Genomic DNA, 24,842 nt, shown 5'->3' with positions numbered 1-24,842 from the left:
CCTAACTGCGTCGGGCCAGCCGGGCCCAGTCGGCGTCGAGGGTGGCCAGGGTCTGGTGCACGTTGCCGCCGGTGGCCACCGACTGCATGTAGTTCTCGAAGGGGATGGTGCGCGGGATGGCGGTGGACACGCCCTGGTAGATGCGGCCGGCATCAATGTACGGTTGCATCTGCGCCAGGCGCTCGTCGGTAGCCGGCGGGGAGTCGCTGCGCACCCCGAAGCCCAGGGCAAGCTCGTTGTAGGCGTTCTGGATTTCGGGCTGGCACAGGAACTCCAACAGGGCCCGGGCCTCCTGCTGGTGCTCGGACTGCTCCGGGATCCATAGGGCCAAATCGATGTTGGCGCGGACCTTCAGGTCCGCCGGGTCCTCGGTCATCGGCAGCGGGAACGTGCCGATGGACGCGTCCGGGTTGCTCTTGGCGATTTCCGGCAGCGCCCAGGGGCCCTGTAGGTACATCGCTGCCTTGCCCTGGGCGAAGGCGAGGTTGCCATCGCCGTAACCGCGGCTGGTCGCATCCTCGTTGGAGTATCGGGCCAACTGCTGCATCCGGGTGAGCGGTTCGGCGAAGAAGGCGGAAAAGGAGAGCTCTGAGCCCGGGGTGAAATCCGCCCCGGCCTCGCGCAACGCGGCGAACAACGCACCGATGTCCACCGCGCCACCCAGCGAATAGTCGGCCAAGCCCTGGCTGGCGGTCCACGCGTCCTTAAAGGTGGAATAGATCGGGGTGATGCCCAGGTCCTTGAGCTGCTCGCACAGCTCGACGAGCTCCGAGTACCGTTGTGGGATCGGCAGATTGTGCTGCGCGAAGATCTCCTTGTTGTAGAGCACCGCGGCGCCCATCATCGAATACGGCAGCACCGAGGTGCGACCCGGGTAGTCCGGGTACAGGGCCAGCAACTCCGCGATGAACGGCGCGTTCATCTTCACCTGCGGCAGGTCAGACAGGTCGCTGAGCGCGCCGCGCTCCTGGAAGCGGGCCATCTCGAAGTTGTAGTTCAGACAGCCCAGATCCGGCGGATCCTGGCGGGCGAACGCCGCCGAGAGCCCCGCGGTGACTTCGTGGACCGCGGTGATCGAGTCCTGAGAGGTGTTGAACTGCTCCAGCAGCGTGCGGAAGTGCGTGACGACCTCCGGCTTGGACTGGTTGAAGCGGATGGTGGAGCGCGCTTGGGCCGGACTGCACCCGGGTAATCCGGCCAGCGCCACGGTGCTGGCCAGCGCGCCGAGGAAGGTGCGGCGGCCGAAATGCCTTGGTATGCTCATGGGCTCCTCCGGGTGGGGTGATGTGGTTCACATGCTGATCGGATATAAATTTAGCATCTAAATAAAGTCGAGTCTATACTCGAGATTGTGAATTCCAGCGATGCACCAATAGCCCAGCAACCCGGCGCCCACCAGCTGCGCCGGAGCAACTCGCGAAAGATCCTGCATGCCGCTTGGGACCAGGGTCCGGTAACCGCCAGCGAGCTGATTGAAGCCACCGGGCTCACCCGCGCCACCGTGCTGAACCAGGCCAAGGAGCTCGTCGCCGCCGGATGGCTGCGCGAAGCCGCCGACACCCGCAGTGCTGGCGAGTACTCCAAGGGACGCCCTGCCCTGCGCTATGAACTGGACGACAGTTTTGGGCTGATCGCCGGCCTGGACGCCGGCCAGCATCGCATCACCCTGGCCCTGGCCGACCTCACCGGCGCTGAACTGCTGCGCGAGGAGGTCCGCACCGATCCGGAGGCCGGCGCCGAACAACGCATCACAGCGGTCATCGGGTTGCTGCAGCGCACCCTGGGCAGTCTGGGAGTGCAGCGCTTCGCCGCCCTGGTCATCGCCGTGCCCGCCCCCGTGGACTCCGCTGGGCGCTCGCCGGAACACCCTGAAGGCTTCTGGCAGCGGATGAACCCGAATTGGATTACAGCGCTGGAGCCCTACGCCCAGCTGCTGGCGGTGGACAACGACGCGAACCTGGCCGCGGTCGCGGAAATGCGCGCCGGCGCCAGTGGCTCCTTCGCTGCGCTGATGGTCGGAGAACGCTTGGGCGCGGGCATTGTCGTGGACGGCGCCCTGCTGCGCGGAGGCCAGGGTTTTGCCGGGGAAATGCGCGCGCTGTCCTACGTCAGTGGGGTCGGCAACGCGCTGGGCCTGGGATACCTGGCCCGCAAGGAAGCACGGGAGGCACTGGAAAATGGGCGCGTGAGCACCCTGCGCCGCGAGGACCTGGACGCGCGGCAGGTTTTCCGCGTGGCCGCCGCAGGGGACTTGCTGGCCGGGGAAATCCTGGAGTCACTGGGCGAACGGCTGGCCCGGATCGCTGCGGTGACCGCCGGATTCCTGGGGCTGGAAAGGATCGTTTTGTGCGGGGCCATGGCCGAATACCTGGACCCGGTGCTGTGCATCGCGCACCGCGAGCTGGCCAAGGATCCCGAGCTGGCCGCTGTGCAGCTGGCGGCCTCCAGTCTGGGCGCGGATGTCGCCCTCAAGGGCGCGCTGGCCAACGCCCTGGACCTGGTGCGTCGCGCCGCCCCCTTTGCCAAGTGAACGCACCGGCCGCGCCCACCCGTGAGAACCGCCGTGCCCGCGGGGCCGTCGCCGCGCTGTTTTTGACCAACGGGGCATTGTTCGCCAACATGGCGCCGCGGCTGCCCGAGTTCAAGGCGCAGCTGGGGCTGGACGCCGGGGCCTACGGACTGCTGGTCGCCGCCTGGCCGGCCGGGGCGATCATCGCCGGGCTGGCCGCCGGGTCGCTGATCCGGAGGTTCGGATCGGCCGCGGTCGCGGTGTTCGGCACGCTGGCCACCGGGCTGGCGGTGCTGGGCGCAGGCTCGGCAGGAAGCCTGGTCCTGGTGGCGGCGGCCTTCGTCGTCGGCGGGGCCATGGACGCGATCACCGACGTCGCGCAGAACGCGCACGGCCTGCAGATACAGCGGCGCTACGGCCGACCGATCCTGAACTCCTTCCACGCGCTGTGGTCCGTCGGCGCGGTGCTCGGCAGCCTGATGGCGGCCGGAGCCATGGCGCTGGGCCTGCCGCTGGCCGCGCACTTCACGATTTCCGCGCTGCTTTTCGCCGCCGTGGCGCTGACCGCGTTCAAGTTCTGCCTGCCGGCGCGCGGGCCCGTCGAACCGGTCGGGGAGCAGGCCGCCGACGCCGGGCCGGTGCGGGTCTTCACCCGCGCCCGCATCGTGGTGGCGATCGCGGCGCTGGTGCTGATCGCCTCGGCCGGGATCATGGTGGAGGACGCGGGCAACTCGTGGGCCACGCTGTACCTGGGGTCCCTGGGCGCGCCGTCCGCGCTGGCCGCCGCGGGCTATATCGCGCTGGTCGGGGCCCAATTCATCGGCCGCATCCTGGGTGATGGTCTGGTGCACCGCTTCGGCCAGCGGCTCGTCGCGCAGCTCGGTGCGGTGCTGGTGGCCGGCGGCATGGGCCTGGCGCTGGCCTTCCCGAGCATCCCCGGAAGCCTGCTGGGTTTCGCTGCCGCCGGATTCGGGGTGGCCATGCTGGTGCCGGCGGCCATGGAGCAGGCCGACAAGATCCCGGGCCTGGCCCCGGGCACGGGCCTGAGCGTGGTCTCCTGGCTGATGCGCCTGGGTTTCCTGCTCTCCCCGCCGCTGGTGGGCTTCATCGCGCAGGCCTTCTCGCTGCGCGCTGGCCTGCTGGTGGTGCCGGCCGCCGGGGTGATCGTGCTCTTGTGCTCGCCGGTGCTGAATGCGCGCCGATCGAAGGGCCGACGGTAGTGGCAGATACCGTTGGCTGTTGTGGCAACATGACTTGAAGTATGTGACCTGGACTCACGGACGAAGCGACTCGAGGCGTTGGGTAAATCGGTAAGGGTCTCGTCATGGTGTAAGCCCTCGATGCTTTGATACTGGTCCATGCTCAGTTCACGCACCTGTGCAAGGAACCCGACAAGGTGACGTCGTGTATCTTCGGTGCTCGGGTATAGGGAAATATAGTGAAGTATAGTGAAAAGTTATACATGTATATATTTTCTTATACTAGGGATGTGAATGATGGAAGCGGAGCTCAATCCTTATCATCCGGGCGCGGGGATGGTGCCTAGGGTTTTGGCTGGTCGCAGCGGTGACATCGATGCTTTTGACGCTCTCATCGCACGAGCGAAACGTTTCTCACCCGTACGTCCCATTATTTTCAGTGGGTTGCGCGGCGTTGGCAAGACGGTCCTGCTTAATCGAGTTCGAAGTCTCGCTGAGCATCACCGTTTTCATGTTGTTCAATTCGAGGCTAGGCCTGGCGATGCAGGTGGCAAGGCTGCACGCAGGGAATTGACCGCAGGCTTTGTGAAAATCTCCGCACGCTTTCGCTCTCAGATATCGAAAGACTTGGTCAAACGCATGCTTGGAACCGTTTCTTCGTTTTCCGTGAGCCTTGGCATTGAAGGGGTCTCTCTGGGAATTGAACGCGACGTAACGCGTGCGTCAAGCGGATTAATCGATCTTGACCTCCAGGACACCATCGAAGACATTTCGCGTTTGCTTCGAAACGAGCGAAGCGCATTGATGATCTTCATTGATGAGATGCAAGAGTTGGACAGTGAGCTCTTGGAATCGCTACTCACCGCCCAGCATTTTGCCTTGCAAAGAGAGCTTCCGTTCTATGTCATAGGCGCTGGACTTCCTAACCTGCCAACAAAGCTGACTGATTCAAGAAGCTATGCCGAAAGGCTCTTCGAATATCGGGGGATTGGAAAGCTCGATGACGCAGCAGCACGAGAATCCTTAGCAGGACCAGCTCGCCAGATGGGGCAAACTTATACCGATGAGGCGCTCGACATATTGGTAGCCGAAGCAGGGAACTACCCTTATTTCTTGCAAGAATTCGGTAGTGCAATGTGGACGGTGGCAACGGCATCGCCGTTCACATCGCAGAACGCCGAAGCTGCTACTGCTCTAGGTCGGGCGAAACTTGATTCTGGTTTCTTTCCTGCTCGTTGGGAACGGGCAACCCCGGCGGAACGAGACTATATGAAGGCAATGGCCTTGGATGGTGACGCAGGTTCACGGAGCTCCGACGTTGCCAGCCGGCTCTCGAAAACCCCGCAAGCGCTGGCGCCAGTCAGGGCTTCGCTAATAACCAAGGGTATTATCTATTCGCCGCAACGAAGCTTCATCGCCTACACCGTTCCGGGGATGGCTAACTTTATTGAACGCTATCGCAGACTCCTCGAGGATTGATCGTCAGTAGTACACCGCCAGCGGTCCCTCCGGCCCGGCGATCACGCGCACCGGGGTCTCGAATACGTTGGTGAGGATCTCGTCATCCATGATGCGCTCCGGGGTGCCGAACTCGACGACCTTGCCCTGCTTCATAGCGCAGATGTAGTCAGCGTAGTGCCCGGCGAAGTTGATGTCGTGCAGCACGATCACGATGGTGCGGTTCAGCTCCGCGGCGGCGCGCTTGAGGTGGCGCATCATGATGACCGAGTGCTTCATGTCCAGGTTGTTCAGCGGCTCGTCCAGCAGCACGGTGTCGGTGTCCTGTGCCAGCACCATCGCCACGTAGGCGCGCTGGCGCTGCCCGCCGGAAAGCTCGTCCAGGTAGCGGCCTTCCAGCTCGGAGAGGTCCAGGAAGTCGATCGAGCGGGAGATGATCTCCTCGTCCGCCATGGTCAGCCGGCCCTTGGAATGCGGGTAGCGGCCGAAGCCCACCAGCTGGCGCACGGTCAGGCGGGTGACGAAGTGGTTCTCCTGGCGCAGGATCGAGACGATCTTAGCCAGGTCCTTGGAGTTGGTCTTGGAGACGTCGTAGCCGGCGACCTCGATGGACCCCGAGTCGATGCCCAGCAGGCGTCCGACCATGGTCAGCATGGTGGACTTGCCGGCGCCGTTCGGGCCGACCAGTGCGGTGATGCCGCCGGTGGGGATCTGCAAGGTGACCGGGCCGATCGAGACCTCGGATGAGTACTTCTTCTGGACGTCGTTGAGGGTAATCACAGCCGGCCCTTTCGCAGGATGAAGATGAGGAATGTAATGCCGCCGACGGCTTCGATGATGATGCCGACCACGCCCTGGGCGTAGAAGACGTTTTTCATGATGAAGTAGGACCCGGCCAGCACCACGAAGCCGGCCAGGAATGCCATCGGGTAGATGAAGCGGTGGTCGTAGGTGTCGGCCAGCTGGTAGGCCAGGGTCGCGACCAGGAAGCCCAGGAAGGTCAGCGGGCCGACCAGGGCGGTGCTCACAGCCATCAGGATGGAGACGAAGAACAGGGTGACCATGACTTCGCGGCGGTGGTTGATGCCCAGGTTGATGGTGGTTTCCTTGCCCAGGGCCAGGATGTTCAGCTTCTTGGAGCTGGCTACCAGGTAGCTGCCGGCGACGAGCATCAGCGGGATGGCCAGCGGCATGTAGCTCATGTCGGCGTTGGTCATCGAGCCGAACAGGCGCGCGGTGAGCACGTCGAACTCGCTCGGGGTGAGCATGCGCTGCATGAATGTCGCCACCGAGCCGAGCCCGGTGCCGATGATGATGCCCACCAGCAGCATGATCTGGATGTTGCCCAGCTTGCCGCTCAGCAGCCAGCCGTACAGGGCCACGGAGAGCGCCACCATGATCGCCACCTGCAGCGCGAACTGGCCGACGCCGGTGAAGAAGGTGATGCCGGCGACGCCGAGGAAGAACACCGCGCCGGTCTGCACCACGCGGTACAGCGCCTCGAAGCCCATGATGGACGGGGTGAGCAGGCGGTTGTTGGTGACGGTCTGGAAGGAGACGGTGGCGATCGCCTGGCAGGCGGCGACCACTGCCATGGTCAGGATGCTTCCGGCGCGCATCTTCGCGATGATCCAGAAACCCTCGGAGCCCACCGGCATGGGATTGTCCCAGGCCAGTAGCCCGAACCCGAAGACCAGCGCGAGCGCGATCATGATCCCCAAGGTGATCCAGTAGCGCTTGCGCACCTTGGAGGTGGGCATCGCTCCGGAAGCCCGGGAGGAGTTGTGGCCGGCAAGTTCCGGCAGTGAAATCAGATTAGCCACGTTTGCGCTGCCTTAGAAGCATGATGATGAAGACGACGGCGCCGACCACACCCAGGATCAGCGACACCGGGATCTCGAACGGCATGATGATGGTGCGGCCCACGAGGTCGCACGCGGTGGTGATCGCGATGCCCAGCAGGCACACCCACGGCAGGTTGCTGCGCAGGTCGTCGCCGCGCACCATGGACACGAGGTTCGGCACGATCAGCCCCAGGAACGGCAGGTTGCCGATCACCACGGTCACCACGCCGGTGGCCACCGCGATCAGCGCGGTGCCCAGCAGCATGACGTTGCGGTAGTTCAGCCCCACGTTGGTGGCGATCTCCTCGCCCAGGCCCGCCACGGTTAAGCGGTCAGCGACGATGAAGATCGCCACGGCCACGGCGGCCACGATCCACAGCACCTCGTACTGCCCGCGGATCACCGAGGTGAACGAGCCTGCCAGCCAGATGCCCAGAGACTGCAGCTTGTCGGTGGTCAGCGCCAGGAACGTGGAAAACGCCCCGACCACCGAGCCAAGCATGATGCCCACGATGGGCACGGTCAGCGAGGCCTTCAGCGAGACGCGGCGCAGGAAGAGGAAAAAGAGCATGGTGCCGGCGAAGGCGAAGACGATCGCCACTGCCATCTTGGAGAGGATGGAGGCCTGCGGGAAGAGCACCAGCATCACCAGCAGGCCCAGGCCCGCCCATTCGGTGGTGCCGGTGGTGGTCGGCTCGACGAACCGGTTCTGCGTCAGCAGCTGCATGACCAGCCCGCTCATCGCCATCGCCGCGCCGGCCAGCACCAGGGCGATGGTGCGCGGGATGCGGGTGATGGCGAACATCTCGGCGCCGTCCTGCGCGCCGAAGACGTCGTACACGCCGGTGAACAGGGAGAACGCCAGGAGGATGAGCACACCGATGATGCCCAGGAGCAGCTGCCAGCTCAAGAGCCTGCCCTTGGTGCGAGGTGTGGACAACGTGGTAGTCATGAAGCCGCCGATGAAAGTGTGGTGGTGGTGCAAAGTGGCGGGACCGTCGCCGGGCCCGCCACTTCTACGCTGTGATGCGCGGTTGGATTACTTCGCCGCTTCCAGGGCGTCGGCGAATTCGTTGAGGAACTCGGTGTAGGTCTGGATGCCTTCGTTGGTGTAGGTGTCCGCCGGCATGACGACGACGTTGCCTTCCTTGGCGGCGGTGACGTTCTTCAGCGCCTCGGAGTTCTCCAGCAGTTCCTTGGCCGGCTTGTAGCCCTCGGCGTCGGCCTCCACGGCTGCGTCGCGGTCCATCAGGATGATCCAGTCCGGGTTGGACTTTGCGATGGCCTCGACCGAGACGTCGTCGCCTTCGTGGCCGGTGGAAGCTTCGTCCAGCTTCAGCGCCGGGGTCAGGCCCAGCACGTCGAACAGCGGGCCGACGGTGCGGCCGGTGCCCGGCGCGGAGTAGCCGAACTCGCCGCCGGAGGTGATCAGGCCCATGACGGTGTCTTCAGGGTTGTAGGCGTCGGTGACGCGCTTCTCGGCGGCCTGGAGGTCCGCGACCAGCTTGGCCGCTTCGTCCTGCTTGCCGAAGATCTCGCCCAGCACGGTGGTCTGGCGCTCCAGCTCGGCGTCCAGCGGCTCGCCGTCGCGTGGGTCGAGGTTCACCAAGGTGGCCTTCGGGGCCAGTTCCTTGAGCTTGTCGGCGTGCTGGGTGAAGCGCTGGCCGTTGATGATCAGATCGGGCTGGACCTCGACGACTGCTTCCAGGTTCGGCTCGCGGTGGCTGCCCAGGTCGACGATCTTCTCGTCCTTGGTGTAGGCGATGGTGTCCGGCATCAGCGCAACGGCGCCAGCCTTCAGCTCCACGCCCCAGTCGGAGAGGGTCTCGAAGGTGCGGTTGTCGGTGGCGACGACGGAGGCCGGCGGAGTGGCGATGTTCTTCTCGCCCTCGTTGTCCGTGATGGTTACGGTCTTGGCTGCGGTGTCGGTGTCGTCGGAAGCGGCCGAGGTGGTCGAACCGCAGGCGGTCAGGGACAGGGCTGCGATGCTCAGCAAGGCTGCTGCGCGAAGCTTCATGGAGGCCATGGTTTCCTTCGTGTCGAAGCAACCGTAAAGGTTGCTGGAACAAGTGATCTAAGTATTAGCTTAGCCTTAGCTGCAGGAAATACGTTAAGCCGTTGTCCTGTTGTGTGGGACACATAAAATAGGCCTGCATTGGCTAATTTCGGGCGAAAACCCCGGTTTTCCGGGCATTAATAGACGCACCTAAGATTCATGGTTGATAATTGCAACCGAAAAAAGTTAGCTATTTGTGACTTGCCGTGGCGACCAATGGGCCGAATTCTGGCTCAGGCCGGCTGAAACGCCATGGAATAAGCTTCTTGGTATGGAAGATTCTCTGAATAAAGTCGCCTGGCCCGTAGCCACCGAACGCCTGACCCTGCGCAGGCTCGAATCCGAGGATCTGGAGGCCACCTGGCGGTATCGCCAGCTTCCGGAAGTGACCCGATGGATCACCTCCGCTCCCGGAACCCTCGAGGAGTACCGCGTGTATTTCCACGAGGAAGGCCGGGTGGAGCGCGATGTGGCAGTCGAGGTCACCGAGGACGACGGCAGCAAGGTGCTGATCGGCACGGTCATGCTCAAGGTGCATGATGCCTGGGGACAGAGCGAAATCCTTGACCAGACCCGCCACGTCGAAGCGGAGATCGGCTGGAGCTTCGACCCTGCCTACGGAGGCAAGGGCTACGCCACCGAGGCCGTCCGGGCGGTGCTGGAGCTGAGCTTCGGCGCGCTGGGGCTGCGCCGCGTTGTCGCGGAGAGCTTCGCGGCCAACGACCCGTCTTGGAAACTCATGGAACGGGTCGGCATGCGCCGCGAGTCCTACAACCGCCGCAACGGGCTGCACCGCAGCGGCGAGTGGATGGACGGCGTGGTCTACGCGATGCTGGCCGACGAGTGGGGAGAACTGGTCACCGCCTAGGGTAGGTCACCTGGCATTCCGGGCCGATCACCGCGCCCGGGCTGAGTTCGGCTTCCGTAGCCGACTCGACGATATGCAGCACCCTGGCACCGCGGGCCATCAGGTGGTCGGCGATGATGCGCCGGTGGCAGCGCCACCATACGGCCTCGGAGCACATCAGCGCCATGCGCTCGGAGCCTGCCTGCGCCACCAGATCCCGCGCGGCGGCGTCGAATTCCCGTCCCAGCGCATGATCCGCGTAGTTGTGGAAGCTGCGGTTCTCCCACCAGGCATTGGTCTCGAACGGCACCGTTGTGCTCACCGGGCGCCGTCCCTCCAAGGCCGGATCGGCGCGCAGCCCGATGCCGTATTCCGCCAGCGAGGCGCCCAGGGCGTCGGCGTTGAACTGCGGGTATCTGTTCGAACCGCGAAGCTTGCGCACGTCGATTACGGTCTGCACCTCGTTGGCGCGCAGCAGTTCGATGAACTGCTCGATGCTGCGTGTCGAATGGCCGATGGTCAGGATCGTTGGTTCGGCCATGATCTAGTCGTCGAGCAGCCGAAGCGCCTGGCCCTTGTGCGCCGCGATGTGATCGGTCTTGTCGCTCTTGATCTCGTATTGCGGATCCTCCGAGGACGCCCGGTGGGTGTGCCCCTTGTAGTCGAAGTCCCGGTGGTGGACCTTGACGATGCGGCCCGAGACGCGTCCTGCCTCGGAATTCCACGAAACGTGGTCGCCGACCTTGAATGTGCGTGCCATGGGAACCTCCTTGGTGGTTACGGCCATTGAACCAGCCGGGCACGGAGGCAGCAACCGTTCATGAGGATTGCCCAGATGCAGTCCGTACAGGAGCCGGGAGTTCGGCCCGAGGTGCGCCGCGCACCACCAGGTCCATGGAATAGTGGGCCGAATCGCGAGGTTATGCGAAGTGGAGACCAAGCAGGAAGGAAGGTTTATGACCGAATCACCACGAGTAGTCATCATTGGCGGCCACGGCAAGATCGCATTGCTGGCCGCCCCCAAATTGAAGGCCAAGGGGTTCGCGGTGGACGCGCTGATCCGGAACCCGGAACATGCCTCGGATGTCGAGGCCGCATCGGCCAACCCCGTGGTGCTCGACATCGAACGTGCGGGGATGGACGAGCTGGCCGAGGTGTTCAACGGTGCGCAGGCCATCGTCTTTTCGGCAGGCGCTGGCGGAGGCAACCCCCGGCGCACCAACGCCGTGGACTTCGAAGCTGCAACGCGGGCGATCCGCGCGGCCCAGCAAAGCGGCGTAAAGCGATTTGTCATGGTGTCCTACTCGCGCGCCCTGGTCGATGTCGACAACCTCGACCCTGCGCATTCCTTCTACCCTTATGCCCGCGCCAAGCACGATGCGGACCAAGCGTTGCGCGACTCGGATTTGGACTACACGATTCTCGGCCCCGGAACGCTGACCTTGGGTCCGGCGACGGGCAAGGTCGATGTCGCCGACGCGTCGGGCAAGATCGATGGCAGCGACCCGGCCTCGGCCGATACCTCGCGCGAGAACGTCGCCGAGGCGATCGCGCTGGTGATCGGCAAGGGCCTGCTCATTCGCCAGACGGCGAACTTCTTCGACGGGCAGACACCGATGGAGGAAGCCTGGAGCTAGCGCCCTTGCAGCCAGGTAGAGCTGATAAACTCCTAGGCCTCCTCGCGAAGCCGCAGGAAAATCCTCCGTCCGCTGCTGTGCTTCTCGAATTTTCATGATGAGCGACGAGACACCTTAATAAAAACGAGTCTGGGTGGGCTTTATGCCCACCCAGACTCATTTGGTAATTGCTAGATGCGTTTAGCGCGTCTGAATCTCGGTAGCCTGAGGACCCTTAGGGCCAGCTTCAAGCTTGTATTCAACGGCTTGGCCTTCTTCAAGGTTTTTGAAGCCGAAGCTCTGGATCGCACTGTAGTGTGCGAAAACGTCGGCGGATCCGTCTGAAGGAGCGATAAAGCCAAAGCCCTTTTCCGAGTTGAACCATTTAACAGTGCCAGTAGCCATGTGTATTCCTAAATCTTTGCCAGCGGTGAGACCGGGGTTTAAGCATGTGCCGCCTGGGCAGCACGCAGTAAGTCTGGGATGCATCAAATGAATTTTCATCGAGCCCAAGTGGGCTCTTCGACCAGAACATCGAATTCTGAGTCCGGGTATACAGAAACTTCGATCCAGATGCATGTGTGAGCGGTCGGATAGGTCCTATAGAAACCAGGTGTCCAACCGAATGCCCGACATAAGAAGTCGGGACGAATATTTCAAGAGACGCGACTCGCTCATATGGAAGTTTCTTCCGAGGAGGCGCTTATTAAAAATCCAAAAAAGAGGCGATACAACTTTTGCTTAGCGGCATAGCATCCACGAGTGAGCCTACCATGCTTAGCGCGGTTGACTCATTCAGGTCGGCGGTTAGGCGGATTCGGTGAGCATGCCTGGAGCCATCTTCAGCGTTTCACCTGCTGAACGAATGCTGTTTACGAGAGCCGGTACCCGGAAATCATGGGGCACTCGAACGGGTCGCGGCCCGAAAGCCCGACCTTGTTCAGGTAGGAGATGACCTGGGCGTAGGACTCGCGGACGCTGGCCACGGTGTAGGGGATCCGGTGCTCGGCGCAGTAGCTGCGCACGATCCTTGAAACCCCTGCCAGATTGGCGCGCGGCATCGAGGGGAACAAGTGGTGCTCCACCTGGTAGTTCAACCCGCCGTAGACGTGCGAGAGCACGCTGTTGCCGAAGCTGGAGCGAGCCAACACGTTGCGTCCCGTGAGCACCTGGCGCGAGAAGAAGTCGATGCGGGCGTCCGTGGGCACCAGGGGCATGCCCTTGTGGTTGGGCGCGAACGAGGCGCCCATGTAGATGCCGAAGATCGCCAGCTGCACGCCGAGGAAGGCGAAGGCCATGCCTATCGGCAAGAGGAAGAAGATGGCGCCCAGGTACAGGGCAATGCGCAGGCCGATCGAGATCAGTTCGCGGCGGCGGTGCTTCACCCGCTGGCCGACGAACAGGTACTTGATGGACTGCAGATGCAGGTTCAGCCCTTCCAAGGTCAGCAGCGGGAAGAACAGGTAGCCTTGGCGCTGGGTGATCCATTTGAGCAGGCCGCGTTGGCGTTGGGCGTCGGCGGGCTGGAATGAGATGGTGTCCCATTCGATGTCCGGGTCCTTGCCGATGGTGTTGGGGGTGGCGTGGTGTTTGCTGTGCTTGTTGATCCACCACTGGTAGCTGATGCCGACCACGAAGTTGGCCAGGAAGCGGCCGAGCTTGTCGTTGGTTTTGCCGGAGGCCAGGATTTGGCGGTGTGCTGCTTCGTGGGCCAGGAAGGCGAACTGGGTGAGCAAGAGGCCAAGCGCGGCGGCCATGAGCAGCTGGAACCAGCTCTCGCCCAGCAGCAGCATGCCTGCCACGGTGCCCGCCAGCAACGCGGCAAGCACGATGCCGATGCCCAGGTAATGCCCGGGCCGGCGCCGGATCAGCCCGGCATCGCCGACCAGTTTCTTGACGTGGAAAAAGCTTTGAGGATCACCGGGTTTCACGGTGGGAGCTGGAGATACCAGCAGAGAACTACGAGGCAAATAATGTCCTTGTTTGAAAGTGCTCGCTATGTCGTGGAGGTGTGCTACCAGACCGAGCCTGTAGTTCAAAAGTCTACTCGGCTTTACAGTGCCTTCAACGACAGCTCCAAAGTTTTCATTCTTCCTCGGGAAAGTGCTTGGTAGAAGTGGTTAGTTGCTAACCGAATCACTATCCACGGCAGGTGCTTACGCTCGTTTCTCTTTTGATGTCAGAGCATGTCCGGCCACCTGGTTCTTCGGAATCTATTCAGCGTTGAGTGCGAGGGATGCTGCAATGCGCGTGAGGGCTTCCTCATTGCTAACTTGGAGCAACTCAGCGATCATTCCGACCATTGCTTCTCCGAGTCGTGCAAGGATAGCCACGGCTTGTGCATTACCGCCTTTGAGCTCGGAAGCGATGATCAGGAATGCTTCTCGGTCTTGGCGAACGAGAGAGGTGAGTAAGGCGATGCCTAATGCTGCTTCAGGGCTGTTGCCCATGCGATATTCCTGTCAGTGAAGATGAAACCGGATGATTCTTCAGTACTTGCGGCGTAACGTCAGCGGCTACTTGAGCCTAACAGGGTATTGAGGATTGCAAATCCTCGTGTTTTCCCCGCGGCGGACCTGTGTGGTGCCTCCGTGGTGCAGTCGAATATTTGCTTTTGGGTCTAAAGTTCCAGAAGTGAGTGAATCAAAGAAGCCGCCCCCTACTAAAGACCCCTCAGGTCGCAAGTTCAATTACCGCGGAGCCACCTACGATGTGTTGCGCTTCAATCCAAACAGGAACGCTAAAACGGTCTACTACTCACCTTTTAAGCAAGTTTCAGCAACTCTGCCGATATTGGGAGCCAATGTATGTTTGGAAGCAAGAGCGACCAAACGGGCCCAGGGATTGGTTTATGTCCTTACGACAGACGACAAGGATGAGTTCTTTGGCATCTGGTGCTTCGCCGAGGACGTCATCTACCATGAATGAATCCACGCCAGCACTGCATCACTCCTGTAAGAGATCGAGACAGAGGTAGGGCATCGCTGCATTCTGAAGTTTGCAATGGAGCTGCCAGTCGTCTTGAGGCCGCCATTCGGGTCTCTCGGACCGGCTTGAGAAGAACCATGACACGAATGGCGGACCTGATCGTTCCATCAATCATTCGAGCCTTGTTTTCGCCGGTGCAAATGAACAGCTCATGAAGCCGCGGCCATGACGTGACTTCTTGCGCTCCGCTATTCAACGAAGGCCAGCTGGCAGAACTCGGCCTTGGTCCTGATATCCAAGTTCGTGACTAGCTCGGATAGCTAGTCCCGTGCCTTGGGAAGTTCGTAGTATGCATTCGAAGGGTCCTCGATCTGCACTGCTCATTGGTAGCTGAGATGGAGCGGCACTTCAAGACCGGGAGACCTGTGCTGGTTCGGTCAGGCGATGATACAGCCAACGTCGACGCCTTTTCGATCTACTGGGCGGCCCGAGAAGACAGTGATGGGCGCAATCCCCGCGGAATGTAGGAATTGATATCCAGCAAACTTCTAGCTGCACACATAATTGGCCATATCTACCGTTCAATTCGCGGATCGCTCCGATTGGAGGGATTGCCCGGTGGGGTTAGGTTGGACTTGGAAACCCGCACATCGTGACAATTGCGCGTTGATTTCTTTTATCTGTTAGTGCTGACGTGAAGAGATCCCCGCTGCATCAGCAGCGGGGATCTCCATGTCATCACTCGCACCTTCATGAGGTACTTACGAGTCTAGGACGGGATTCTGTGCGGCAACTAGGCTGGGACTCCCTGTTTGCTAGGCGCGCGTCCCGGCGTCGGCCGGCTGGCGGGTGATGGGCCAGCCGGTGATCTGCTTGGGACGCGGCGGGGCGTAGGTGCGTACCTTGGAGGTGCTCAGCCCCATGCGGACAAGTGATTCGGCGATGGTGACCGCGGCGCGGACTCCGTCGACGATCGGCACGCCCGTGGCCGCAGCGACCTGCTCCTCCAGCTCGGCCATGCCGCCGCAGCCCAGGCAGATGACCTCGGCCTTGTCCTGCTCCACGGCGGCGCGGGATTGCTCGACGATGGCTTCCACCGCGCGCTGCGGGTCGGATTCCAGCTCCAGCACCCCCAGCCCGCTGGCGCGCACCGAGGCCAGCCGGTCGGTGAGCCCGGCCAGCTTCAGCCGGTCCTCGATCAGCGGCACCGCGCGGTCCAGGGTGGTGACCACAGAGTACTTGTGGCCCAGGAATTGGGCGGTGGACGCGGCGGCCTCGGTGATGTCCACCACCGGAACGTCCAGCAGCTCCTGCAGGCCCTCGCGCCCGTGCTCGCCGTAGCCCGCCTGGATGACCGCGTCGAAGGGCTCGGTGTAGTTCGCGACCTTGTCCATGACGGCCAGCGCGGCCAGGTAGCTTTCGAAGTTGCCCTCGCAGCTGTCGGCGCCAAAGTCAGGGGTCAGCTCCACGATTTCGGTGCCGGGGGAGGCGACCTGGCGGGCGGAGTCGCCGATGGCGTGGGTCATGGATGCGGTGGTGTTCACGTTCAGTACAAGAATGCGCATGGTCGGCTCCTAGTGCTTCGGGGTGACGGCGATGGCTTCGCCGTCCAGGTCGACGAGGTTCTGGTGGCGCTTGGCCAAGGCCAGGTAGGTCAGCGCGCCGGCGCCCGATCCCAGGAACCAGGCGAAGGCGCCGAGAACGTGCAGGGCCGGGACGAACGCGAGCAGCAACGCGATCACGGAGCTGATGGCCAGGGCGGCAATCGCGCGGAAGTTGAAGCCGCGGGTGAAGTAGTAGGTGCCGTCCGGCTCGGAGCGGTACAGGTCCATGACGTTGATGCGCGCACGGCGCACCAGCCAGTAGTCCGCCATGATGATGCCGAACAGTGGGCCGAGCAGCGCGCCCAGGCCGCCCAGGAAGTAGTTGATGATCTCGGGCGAGTTGTACAGGTTCCACGGCAGGATGGCCAGGCCGATCGCGCCGGAGATCAGCGCCGCCTTCCGGAAGTCCAGGTGCTTGGGGAACAGGTTGGTCAGCGCGTAGGTCGGGGCGACGAAGTTCGCCATCAGATTCACCGCGATGGTCAGCACCAGCAGCGCGCCGGAGGCCAGCAGCAGCAGGAAGGTGTTCGGGATCGCCTCGACCACGTCGGACGGCGAGCTGATGATGTCCCCGTTGATGGAGAACTGCGTGCCGGTCAGAACCACGACGATGGCGCCGAAGAACAGCATGTTCAGCGGGATGCCGAAGAAGTTGCCGCGCACGATTGCCTTCTTGGAGACCGCGCCGCGGGTGAAGTCGCAGAAGTTCAGCACGAAGGTGCCGTAGATGGAGACCCACAGGGCGGCGGCGCCGAACATGCCGACCCACATGTCCAGCCCGGACTTGGGGGTGCTGGTGTGCATGGAGACGTTGAATCCGGATTCGAAGAGCATCCAGATCGCCAGCGCCAGGAAGGTGACAAGGATGATCGGGCCGGCGAATGCCTCGTACTTGCGGATCATCTCCATGCCGTAGCTGACGATGACCAGCTGGATGCCCCACAGGGCCACGAAGCAGATCCAGCCCAGCGTGTTCAGGCCGAGGAAGCTGGTCTCGGTCAGGCCTGCGGCGCCGGGCGCCAGGGCGATAACCATGACGGACAGCACCTGGGAGGCCAGAAAGGTCTGGATGCCGAACCAGGCGATGGCAACAGCCCCGCGCAGCAGCGCAGGGATCTGGGCGCCGTTGATGCCGAAGGCGATGCGGCTCATGACCGGGAACGGGACGCCGGTCTTCTCGCCCATGAACCCCGAGAGGGTCAGCAGCGCGAAGAGCAGGACCGCGCCGATGCCCAGCGCGCCCAGGATCTGCCAGCCGCTCATGCCCAGGGCGAAGAGCCCGATGGCGAAAGCGTAGTTGCCCAGCGAGTGCACGTCGTTGGCCCACAGGGTGAAGATGCTGTAGGCGCTCCAGGTGCGTCCGGACCGGGTGGTCGGGGCGAGATCCTGGTTGTAGAGCGAGGGGCTGAGCTCATAGGGGTTGGCGGGGTCGATTCCCGACCGGTTGTGCCCGGTTTCTGCCGCAAGGGCAGACGAAGCTTGAGGCGTATTCTGCGCCATGATGGACATCCTTTAACAGGGGCCGCGGCCGGAAGGCGGGAAGTGCCTGGATGATGGCGGGGCGGCGGGATCTACTGGTAGGCGTGCGCGGCGGGTCTGAACGCGTGGGTTCGACGGCGGCGGGAGGGGCGCTACGGGTAGATCGGCATGCCGAAGTTCGAATAGAACTCTGCCGGCGTGCCGGAGAACGGCAGGACCGGAAGCGAAGTTTCGCCGACCGGGTTCATGCTGTGCTCCGTGCTGAAGTGATTCTGCATGGCTGCTCCTGAGTATTGAATCTGACTCCGAGATATGTGCCAATCGTGCTTGGTGAATTAACTGTATGTGATGGGTCACATTACCGCAATAAAAAATACAGATTCCGCAATGCGAGATAACTGGACGCGGGTGAAATATTTCGTTTCGCACTAGAGGGGCGCGGGGGCGCGGCGCCCTGATGCAAGAAATTCATCAGGTCGGGCTGAGGGGTGCCATCGGCCCCCTCGTGCTGCGGGCCAAATTTGGAAAAATCTCGGAGAAATTTGTTCGCCTCGTGGAAAAAAATCAGTTTTTTCGCGCGTCGGCCCGGGCGGTTCGGAGGTGCACGGAGACTTATTTAGCGCCGGCTGCCCGCGATGTTTCGCGGGGTTCCGGGTAGCGCTTGACAGTGACGCGGATCTCGCCCTACAGTTTTCATAAAGCAAAACCCAAATTCCATAAAGCGGAATCTTGGGGCACGGTCTCGAAGGGAAAAACCAGTGTCGTACACTCTGAACTGCTCGATCCTGCTCACCGAACTCCCAGTCCTGGAGCGCGCCGACGCAGCCAAGGCTGCCGGCTTCGACAGCGTCGAGTTCTGGTGGCCCTTCGCAGAGGCCGTGCCGACCGATAAGCAGGTCGACGAATTCGTTGCTTCCATCAAGAACGCCGGCGTGCAGCTGGACGGACTGAACTTCTTCGCCGGCGACATGCCTGCCGGCGACCGCGGCCTGGTCTCCTGGAAGGGACGTTGCGGCGAGTTCAAGGACAATGTGGAAGTGGTCGCCGCCATCGGCGAAGCCACCGGCTGCACCTCCTTCAACGCCCTGTACGGCAACCGCCTGGACGGCTTCACCGCGGCGGAGCAGGACGAGCTGGCAGTGAAGAACCTGCTCGCCGCCACCTCGGGAGTCGCCAAGATCGGCGGCACCGTGCTGATCGAGCCGGTCTCCGGCACCGAGGCCTACCCGCTGAAGACCGCCGCGGACGCACTCGCTGTGGTGGACGCGGTCAAGGTGGCAGGCGGCCAGAACATCGCCCTGCTGGCCGACTTCTACCACCTGGCGGTCAACGGCGACGACGTGGCAGCCGTCATCGAGGCGCACGCCAAGGACTTCGGCCACATCCAGATCGCCGACGCCCCGGGCCGCGGAGCTCCGGGCACCGGCAATCTGCCTCTGCTGGACTGGATCAGCCGCTCCCGCGAGCTGGGCTACGCGGGCAAGGTCTCCCTGGAATACAAGCAGGACGCCGCCACCGCCTTCGACTGGCTGAAGACCGCTTCCGCCAGCGCCTAAGCACCCATCGCACCACCGCAAATTTTTTGGAGTAGAAACATGTCGCAGAACGTAGCATTCATCGGCCTGGGAATCATGGGCCTGCCAATGGCGAAGAACCTGGTCAACGCCGGCTTCACCGTCACCGGCTTCAACCGCAGCCAGGGGGCCATCGACGCCCTGGTCGCCGCCGGCGGCAAGGGCGCCGGATCCGTCGCCGAGGCCGTGGAGGACGCTGACGTGGTGATCACCATGGTGCCGGACTCCCCGGACGTGGAAGCCGTTGTCTCCGGCAAGGACGGCGTCTTCGCCAACGCGAAGGCCGGCGCACTGTGGATCGACACCTCCTCGATCCGCCCTGACGTCTCGGCCAGCCTGGCCGCAGACGCCCGCGCCGCGGGTCTGCGTCCGCTGGATGCCCCGGTCTCCGGTGGCGAAGCCGGCGCGATCGGCGGCGTGCTGTCCATCATGGTCGGCGGCGAGCAGGCTGACTTCGATGCCGCCGCGGCGGTGCTGGACGCGGTGGGCAAGACCATCGTGCTGGTCGGCCCGTCGGGCTCCGGCCAGACCGTGAAGGCCGCCAACCAGCTGATCGTCGCCGCTAACATCCAGGCGCTGAGCGAGGCAGTGGTCTTCCTCGAGGCCTACGGCGTGGACGCCGACGCGGCCATCAAGGTCCTCGGCGGCGGCCTGGCCGGCTCGGCTGTGCTCGACCAGAAGGCCCAGAAGATCCTGGACCGCGAATTCGCCCCGGGTTTCCGCCTGGCCCTGCACAACAAGGACATGGGCATCGTCACCTCCGCCGCCCGCGAGGCCGGCGTGGTGCTTCCGCTCGGCGCACTCGTCGCCCAGCTGGTGACCTCCACCGTGGCCAGCGGCGACGGTGCGCTGGACCACTCGGGCCTCTTCCGCGGCGTACAGCGCCTGTCGGGCAAGGTCGAGGAAACCGTCGGCGCCTAGCCGACCGAAAAACTTCCTGCGGCGGACTCGCCGGGCACCTTCAATCCCTCGGATATCCGGCCGCGCGCCGATCCCACAGATGCTGCTGACTTGCTGCCGGTGATGACACGGCACCGCACGAGAAAACATCAGCGGCGCGCACTGAGCTCTGTTCCAGTTCAGTGCCGGATTCCGATGCTCAAGGGCGCGAAGTCATGGTGACTCATGCGCCCGGGTGTCCGCCGCAGGACACTACCTCTCCCTCTCTCCAAGACCCGCCGCCGGCGTTCCCGCTCAGTTCCGCCGGCACCGGGCACCCGAAAATTCTTAGGACGTGAAACCCATGGCAAAAATGCGCGCTGTAGACGCCATTGTGCTGATTCTGGAAAAGGAAGGCGCCACCGAGGCCTTCGGCCTGCCAGGCGCCGCGATCAACCCGCTGTACTCGGCGATGAAGGCGCATGGCGGCATCCGCCACACCCTGCACCGCCACGTCGAGGGTGCCAGCCACGCGGCTGACGGCTACTCGCGGGCCACCGGCAAGATCGGTTTGTGCCTGGGCACCTCCGGCCCTGCCGGCACCGACATGATCACCGGCCTGTACGCCGCGATCGCCGACTCCATCCCTATGCTGTGCATCACCGGACAGGCGCCGACCAGCGTGCTGCACAAGGAAGACTTCCAGGCAGTGGATATCGAGTCCATTGCCAAGCCGGTCACCAAGTACGCCTCCACCATCCTGGAGCCGGGCCTGGTTCCGGGGACCTTCGCCAAGGCCTTCCAAGTCATGCGCTCCTCGCGCCCCGGCCCGGTACTGCTGGACCTGCCGATCAACGTGCAGCTGGCGGAAATCGACTTCGACATCGACGCCTACGAGCCGCTGCCGGTTGAGAAGCCCAAGGCCACCCGCGGCCAGGCGGAGAAGATCGTCGACCTGCTGACCAGCGGCACCAAGCCGATCATCATCGCCGGCGGCGGCGTGATCAACGCCAATGCGTCCGGGAAGCTGGTCGAGCTGGCCGAAGAGCTGAACATCCCGGTGTCCCCGACCCTGATGGGCTGGGGCGCCATCCCGGATGACCACCGCCTGCAGTCGGGCATGGTCGGCATCCAGACCCACACCAAGTACGGCAACGCCACTTTCCTGGAGTCCGACGTGGTGCTGGGCTTGGGCAACCGCTGGGCCAACCGGCATACCGGAGCGCTGGACACCTACCGCGCGGGGCGCAAGTTCATCCATGTGGACATCGAGTCCACCCAGATCGGACGCGTGTTCTCCCCGGACCTGGGCATCGCTTCGGACGCCGGCGCGGCGATCGACGCGATCCTGGAGGTCGTGCGCGAGCGCAAGGCCGCCGGATCGCTCCCGGACTACTCGCAGTGGGCCGATGCGGCCACCGCCCGCAAGGGCACCGGCCACCGCAAGACCAACTTCGAGAACATCCCGATCAAGCCGCAGCGCGTGTACCAGGAGATGAACGCGGCCTTCGGCCAGGACACCACCTATGTGTCCACCATCGGCCTGAGCCAGATCGCCGGCGCGCAGATGCTGCACGTCTATGGTCCGCGCAAGTGGATCAACGCCGGACAGGCCGGCCCGCTGGGCTGGACCGGACCGGCCGCCCTGGGCGTCGTGCGCGGCAAGCCGGGCGAGCGCGTGGTCGCCCTTTCCGGAGACTACGACTTCCAGTTCATGATCGAGGAGCTCGCCGTGGGCGCGCAGTTCAAGCTGCCGTACGTGCACGTGGTCGTGAACAACTCCTACCTGGGCCTGATCCGCCAGTCGCAGCGACCGTTCGAGATGGACTACCACGTCTCGCTGGGCTTCGACAACATCAATTCCCCCGAGACCAACGGCTACGGCGTGGACCACGTCAAAGTCGCCGAGGGCCTGGGCTGCAAGGCAGTGCGCGTTCAGGACCCTGCCAAGCTGGCCGAGGGCTTCGCCCAGGCCAAGGACCTGGCCGACGAGCACCAGGTGCCGGTGGTGGTGGAAGTGATCCTGGAAAAGGTCACCAACATCGCGATGGGCGCGCAGCTGGATGCCGTCAATGAATTCGAGGACCTGGCATTGGAGCCTGGCGATGCGCCAACCGCGTTGGTGCCGCTGGGCGGCAGTGTCACCGTGGATGCCTGAAGGCCAGTCGTCACTGCCTAGTCACCACGAAGTTTGGCGCGGGACACCGGTTCACCAAAAGGGTGTGTCCCGCGCCACAACCAATTAGACTCATTTAGAGCCTGAATCACGAAGTACAGATTTCAAACGAGTAGGAACGCCTCATGAGCATCAACGAAGCTGTTGAACACGACGCACGTTCATCCGCACAGGCCCAGTACGATCTGGTGCTGCGCGGAGAACGCATCTTGACCACCGCGGGGATTTCCGCGCGGGAAATCGGCGTGCGCGACGGCAAGATCGTCGCGATCGAACCCCTGGGCAACAACCTGCAGGGCGAACGCGTGATCGACGTTGGAGCCGATGAGGTGCTGCTCCCGGGCCTGGTCGATACCCACGTGCACGTGAACGAGCCGGGCCGCACCGAGTGGGAGGGCTTCGAGTCCGCCACCAAGGCCGCCGCCGCGGGCGGTGTCACCACCATCATCGACATGCCGCTGAACACCATCCCGCCGACGGTGAATCTGGAAGCGCTGGAGATCAAGAAGGCCGCGGCGCAGCCGAAGGCCTACGTGAACATCGGCTTCTGGGGCGGGGCGATCCCCGGCAACAAGGAGAACCTCCGCGAGCTGCACGACGCCGGCGTCTTCGGCTTCAAGTGCTTCCTGCTGCACTCGGGCGTCGACGAGTTTCCGTCGCTGACCGTGGACGAGATGGAAGAGGACATGGAGGTCCTGAAGTCTTTCGACTCGCTGATGATCGTGCACGCCGAGGACTCCAGCGCCATCGACCACGCCCCGGAAGCCCAGGGCGACCAGTACGACCGTTTCCTGAAGTCGCGTCCGCGCGGCGCGGAGAACGTGGCGATCGCCCAGGTGATCGAGCGCGCCCGCTGGACCGGGGTACGCGCCCACGTGCTGCACCTGTCCAGCTCGGATGCGCTGGCGATGATCAAGACCGCGAAGTCGGACGGCGTGAAGATCACTGTGGAAACCTGCCCGCACTACCTGACGCTGCTGGCCGAGGAGATCCCGAACGGCGCCACCGCCTACAAGTGCTGCCCGCCGATCCGCGAGGCCTCCAATCGTGAGCTGCTGTGGAAGGGCCTGGAAGAAGGCATCATCGACTGCATCGTCTCGGACCATTCGCCCTCGACCATCGACCTGAAGGACGTGGAGAACGGCGACTTCGGCGTGGCCTGGGGCGGCGTCGCCTCGCTGCAGCTGGGCCTGCCGCTCATCTGGACCGAAGCGCAGAAGCGTGGCATCGCCCTGGAACAGGTTGTGCAGTGGATGGCGGTGAAGCCTGCCGAGCTGGCGGGCCTGAAGCACAAGGGCTCCATCGCCCTGGGCAATGATGCGGACTTCGCGCTGTTCGCCCCGGAGGACGCCTTCGTGGTGGACGTGGAGAAGCTGCACCACAAGAACCCGATCTCGCCGTACCACGGCAAGACCCTGGCCGGCGTGGTGCGCCGCTCGATCATCGCCGGCAACGACGTGGACTTCGCGACCCCCCGCGGGAAGCTGATCCGCCGCGGCGAAGCCTAGAACCGCAGAGAGTCGCAACACCCCAGGATGCCGCCGGTGGCCGGCGGCATCCTGGGGTGTTTTTGCTGGAAACCGGCTGGAATTCCGGGCCGCGTTCTCGCACCCGGAAATCCGCCCCGCTACGGTGGAGGAAAAGGAAGGAACGGCACATGGCGGCAAAAGAGGAGATTGAACACCACCGACGCACCGTGGATCGCATGTCGCGGCCGGGCGAGGCGCTGGCGCAGGACTCGGAGAACATCACGGTGTCCAATCCCGAATGGTTCTACCAAGACGGGGGCGACACCATGAAGCCCAAGCCGGAGCGCCGCAAGCTGCACGAACGGCTGAAATCCGACTATCGCCGCAAATGGCCCAGGGCCAAACAGGAGCGGCGTGCTGTCATCCTGGCTGGCGCTCCGGGGGCGGGGAAGAGCACCTTGCTCAAGGAGCTGCTCGGCGAGCATCTGGAGGATTATCTGGTGCTGGACGCCGATGAATTCAAGGAGCTTCTGCTGCGCCAAGCGCAGGCTGACGGCAGCTATGAAGCGACGATCAAGCCCGATGAGGTCAAGCGGCGTGAGACGGCGGGGGAAGAGTTCTTCCCGTTGGAGCTGGCGACCTTGGTGCATGAGGAATCCTCCCAGCTCTCCACCCAGTTGCGCAGCCAGTGCATTGCCGAGGGAGTGAATATCGTGGTGGACAAGGTGCTGCACTCGGCGGATGGAGCGAATCAGCTGATGGCCGAGCTGGACGAGGCAGGCTACCGTGTCGAGATCGTGGAGGTGCGCGTGCCGTTCGAGGTCTCGCAGCAACGCATCACCCAGCGCTGGGAGGAAGCCTACGAGGCCTCGCTGCACGGCGAGGATGACTTGGGCGCCCGCTGGGTTCCCTACCAGTTTGCGCGCAAGGTCTTCGACGCCCCGGGGGACAAGTCCAAGCCCGAGATCATTGCCGAGAAACTGGCCTTCCAGTCGCCTGCGGTGCTGCGCTACCGCGCGTACCGCACTGCCGACAGCGACACGGCAGATGCTGATGACTTCGGCTCACTGGAAGTGGACATGTCCAGATCCGGTTACGGAGCGGAACTGGCAGCCACGCCGCAACCCTAGCCGCGCGCCACTCTTCCTGAGTATTTCGGCAATGCCATTGATGCGCTTCACCGGATCCTGCTTCAATGTCGGCA

Annotated in this window: 24 protein-coding genes; 11 read left to right on the top strand and 13 right to left on the bottom strand. The window is 63.4% G+C overall.

The genetic code is table 11. From position 1 onward, the window contains the following. Position 1: 1 nt before the first annotated feature. A complete protein-coding gene (locus ACTX90_RS16495) occupies positions 2-1,264 on the bottom strand; it encodes an ABC transporter substrate-binding protein (RefSeq protein ID WP_047120361.1) in 1,263 nt (420 codons plus the stop codon). An 87-nt stretch (positions 1,265-1,351) separates the two neighbouring features. On the opposite strand from ACTX90_RS16495, the gene ACTX90_RS16490 reads away from it, so the two are divergent. From ACTX90_RS16490 to ACTX90_RS16480, 3 genes are all read left to right on the top strand, one after another. Beyond that, positions 1,352-2,530 carry an ROK family transcriptional regulator gene (locus ACTX90_RS16490; RefSeq protein WP_443442474.1) on the top strand — a complete coding sequence of 393 codons (1,179 nt, stop codon included), beginning with the start codon at positions 1,352-1,354 and terminating at the stop codon, positions 2,528-2,530. Further along, on the top strand, positions 2,527-3,729 hold the full coding sequence (locus ACTX90_RS16485; protein WP_443442473.1) for an MFS transporter: 1,203 nt from the start codon (positions 2,527-2,529) through the stop codon (positions 3,727-3,729). Before ACTX90_RS16490 ends, ACTX90_RS16485 begins: the two co-directional genes overlap by 4 nt. Before the next feature lie 273 nt (positions 3,730-4,002). Then, on the top strand, positions 4,003-5,187 hold the full coding sequence (locus ACTX90_RS16480; protein ID WP_231735879.1) for an ATP-binding protein: 1,185 nt from the start codon (positions 4,003-4,005) through the stop codon (positions 5,185-5,187). Between the two features lie 3 nt (positions 5,188-5,190). Here ACTX90_RS16480 and ACTX90_RS16475 read toward each other — a convergent pair whose 3' ends face one another. The 4 genes from ACTX90_RS16475 to ACTX90_RS16460 all read right to left on the bottom strand — a co-directional run bounded on the left by ACTX90_RS16475 (position 5,191) and on the right by ACTX90_RS16460 (position 9,036). Then, the gene (locus ACTX90_RS16475) at positions 5,191-5,946 is read right to left on the bottom strand and encodes an iron ABC transporter ATP-binding protein (RefSeq protein WP_113608098.1); all 756 of its coding nucleotides are present in this window, start codon (positions 5,944-5,946) and stop codon (positions 5,191-5,193) included. Further along, a complete protein-coding gene (locus ACTX90_RS16470; RefSeq protein ID WP_443444036.1) occupies positions 5,943-6,926 on the bottom strand; it encodes an iron chelate uptake ABC transporter family permease subunit in 984 nt (327 codons plus the stop codon). The genes ACTX90_RS16475 and ACTX90_RS16470 overlap by 4 nt, the downstream gene beginning before the upstream one ends. A 55-nt stretch (positions 6,927-6,981) precedes the next feature. After that, entirely contained in the window at positions 6,982-7,962 is a 981-nt protein-coding gene (locus ACTX90_RS16465) for an ABC transporter permease (protein WP_443442472.1), read from the bottom strand. Between the two features lie 87 nt (positions 7,963-8,049). Further along, the gene (locus ACTX90_RS16460; RefSeq protein WP_443442471.1) at positions 8,050-9,036 is read right to left on the bottom strand and encodes a siderophore ABC transporter substrate-binding protein; all 987 of its coding nucleotides are present in this window, start codon (positions 9,034-9,036) and stop codon (positions 8,050-8,052) included. 301 nt (positions 9,037-9,337) lie between these two features. Between ACTX90_RS16460 and ACTX90_RS16455 the strand changes: the two genes are divergently transcribed. Then, positions 9,338-9,934, top strand: a complete 597-nt coding sequence (locus ACTX90_RS16455) for a GNAT family N-acetyltransferase (RefSeq protein WP_113608096.1) — start codon at positions 9,338-9,340, stop codon at positions 9,932-9,934. Here the strand turns inward: ACTX90_RS16455 and ACTX90_RS16450 are convergent. Both ACTX90_RS16450 and ACTX90_RS16445 read right to left on the bottom strand, forming a co-directional pair. Beyond that, positions 9,924-10,454 (bottom strand): DUF488 domain-containing protein, encoded by a 531-nt coding sequence (locus ACTX90_RS16450; RefSeq protein WP_053799028.1) that lies wholly within the window; start codon positions 10,452-10,454, stop codon positions 9,924-9,926. The two genes, ACTX90_RS16455 and ACTX90_RS16450, sit on opposite strands and share 11 nt — an antisense overlap. A gap of 3 nt (positions 10,455-10,457) precedes the next feature. Further along, a complete protein-coding gene (locus ACTX90_RS16445) occupies positions 10,458-10,673 on the bottom strand; it encodes a hypervirulence associated TUDOR domain-containing protein (protein ID WP_047120975.1) in 216 nt (71 codons plus the stop codon). Positions 10,674-10,869: 196 nt separating this feature from the next. Between ACTX90_RS16445 and ACTX90_RS16440 the strand changes: the two genes are divergently transcribed. After that, on the top strand, positions 10,870-11,550 hold the full coding sequence (locus ACTX90_RS16440) for an SDR family oxidoreductase (RefSeq protein ID WP_047120356.1): 681 nt from the start codon (positions 10,870-10,872) through the stop codon (positions 11,548-11,550). A gap of 180 nt (positions 11,551-11,730) precedes the next feature. Here ACTX90_RS16440 and ACTX90_RS16435 read toward each other — a convergent pair whose 3' ends face one another. From ACTX90_RS16435 to ACTX90_RS16425, 3 genes are all read right to left on the bottom strand, one after another. Beyond that, complete coding sequence (locus ACTX90_RS16435) at positions 11,731-11,934, bottom strand: cold-shock protein (protein ID WP_047120355.1); 204 nt, start codon at positions 11,932-11,934, stop codon at positions 11,731-11,733. Positions 11,935-12,401: 467 nt separating this feature from the next. Further along, on the bottom strand, positions 12,402-13,499 hold the full coding sequence (locus tag ACTX90_RS16430; protein WP_443442470.1) for a fatty acid desaturase family protein: 1,098 nt from the start codon (positions 13,497-13,499) through the stop codon (positions 12,402-12,404). Positions 13,500-13,742: 243 nt separating this feature from the next. Continuing rightward, entirely contained in the window at positions 13,743-13,979 is a 237-nt protein-coding gene (locus tag ACTX90_RS16425; protein WP_146955994.1) for a hypothetical protein, read from the bottom strand. Positions 13,980-14,163: 184 nt separating this feature from the next. On the opposite strand from ACTX90_RS16425, the gene ACTX90_RS16420 reads away from it, so the two are divergent. Continuing rightward, positions 14,164-14,457, top strand: coding sequence for a hypothetical protein (locus tag ACTX90_RS16420; protein WP_443442469.1), 294 nt, complete (start codon positions 14,164-14,166; stop codon positions 14,455-14,457). Between the two features lie 815 nt (positions 14,458-15,272). Here the strand turns inward: ACTX90_RS16420 and ACTX90_RS16415 are convergent. From ACTX90_RS16415 to ACTX90_RS16405, 3 genes are all read right to left on the bottom strand, one after another. Further along, a complete protein-coding gene (locus ACTX90_RS16415; RefSeq protein ID WP_047120352.1) occupies positions 15,273-16,022 on the bottom strand; it encodes an aspartate/glutamate racemase family protein in 750 nt (249 codons plus the stop codon). 9 nt (positions 16,023-16,031) lie between these two features. After that, positions 16,032-17,561: an NCS1 family nucleobase:cation symporter-1 gene (locus ACTX90_RS16410; protein ID WP_443442468.1), complete on the bottom strand. Its 1,530-nt coding sequence runs from the start codon at positions 17,559-17,561 to the stop codon at positions 16,032-16,034. A 131-nt stretch (positions 17,562-17,692) separates the two neighbouring features. Further along, complete coding sequence (locus ACTX90_RS16405) at positions 17,693-17,818, bottom strand: hypothetical protein (RefSeq protein WP_272926293.1); 126 nt, start codon at positions 17,816-17,818, stop codon at positions 17,693-17,695. Between the two features lie 480 nt (positions 17,819-18,298). Here ACTX90_RS16405 and ACTX90_RS16400 point away from each other — a divergent pair, with 480 nt between their 5' ends. The 5 genes from ACTX90_RS16400 (at position 18,299) to ACTX90_RS16380 (ending at position 24,768) form a co-directional block, all read left to right on the top strand. Beyond that, on the top strand, positions 18,299-19,096 hold the full coding sequence (locus ACTX90_RS16400; RefSeq protein WP_161449862.1) for a hydroxypyruvate isomerase family protein: 798 nt from the start codon (positions 18,299-18,301) through the stop codon (positions 19,094-19,096). A 39-nt stretch (positions 19,097-19,135) separates the two neighbouring features. Then, positions 19,136-20,035: a 2-hydroxy-3-oxopropionate reductase gene (locus ACTX90_RS16395; protein ID WP_113607217.1), complete on the top strand. Its 900-nt coding sequence runs from the start codon at positions 19,136-19,138 to the stop codon at positions 20,033-20,035. Between the two features lie 322 nt (positions 20,036-20,357). Next, positions 20,358-22,151, top strand: a complete 1,794-nt coding sequence (gene gcl, locus ACTX90_RS16390; RefSeq protein ID WP_443442467.1) for a glyoxylate carboligase — start codon at positions 20,358-20,360, stop codon at positions 22,149-22,151. Between the two features lie 143 nt (positions 22,152-22,294). After that, on the top strand, positions 22,295-23,677 hold the full coding sequence (gene allB, locus ACTX90_RS16385) for an allantoinase AllB (protein WP_047120347.1): 1,383 nt from the start codon (positions 22,295-22,297) through the stop codon (positions 23,675-23,677). Between the two features lie 149 nt (positions 23,678-23,826). After that, a complete protein-coding gene (locus ACTX90_RS16380) occupies positions 23,827-24,768 on the top strand; it encodes a zeta toxin family protein (RefSeq protein ID WP_443442466.1) in 942 nt (313 codons plus the stop codon). Positions 24,769-24,842: the final 74 nt, after the last annotated feature.

Source organism: Glutamicibacter soli (assembly GCF_052322135.1).
GTDB lineage: Bacteria > Actinomycetota > Actinomycetes > Actinomycetales > Micrococcaceae > Glutamicibacter > Glutamicibacter soli.
The sequence above is the reverse complement of the archived record's forward strand: the minus strand, read 5'-3'. Positions and strand labels throughout refer to the sequence as shown.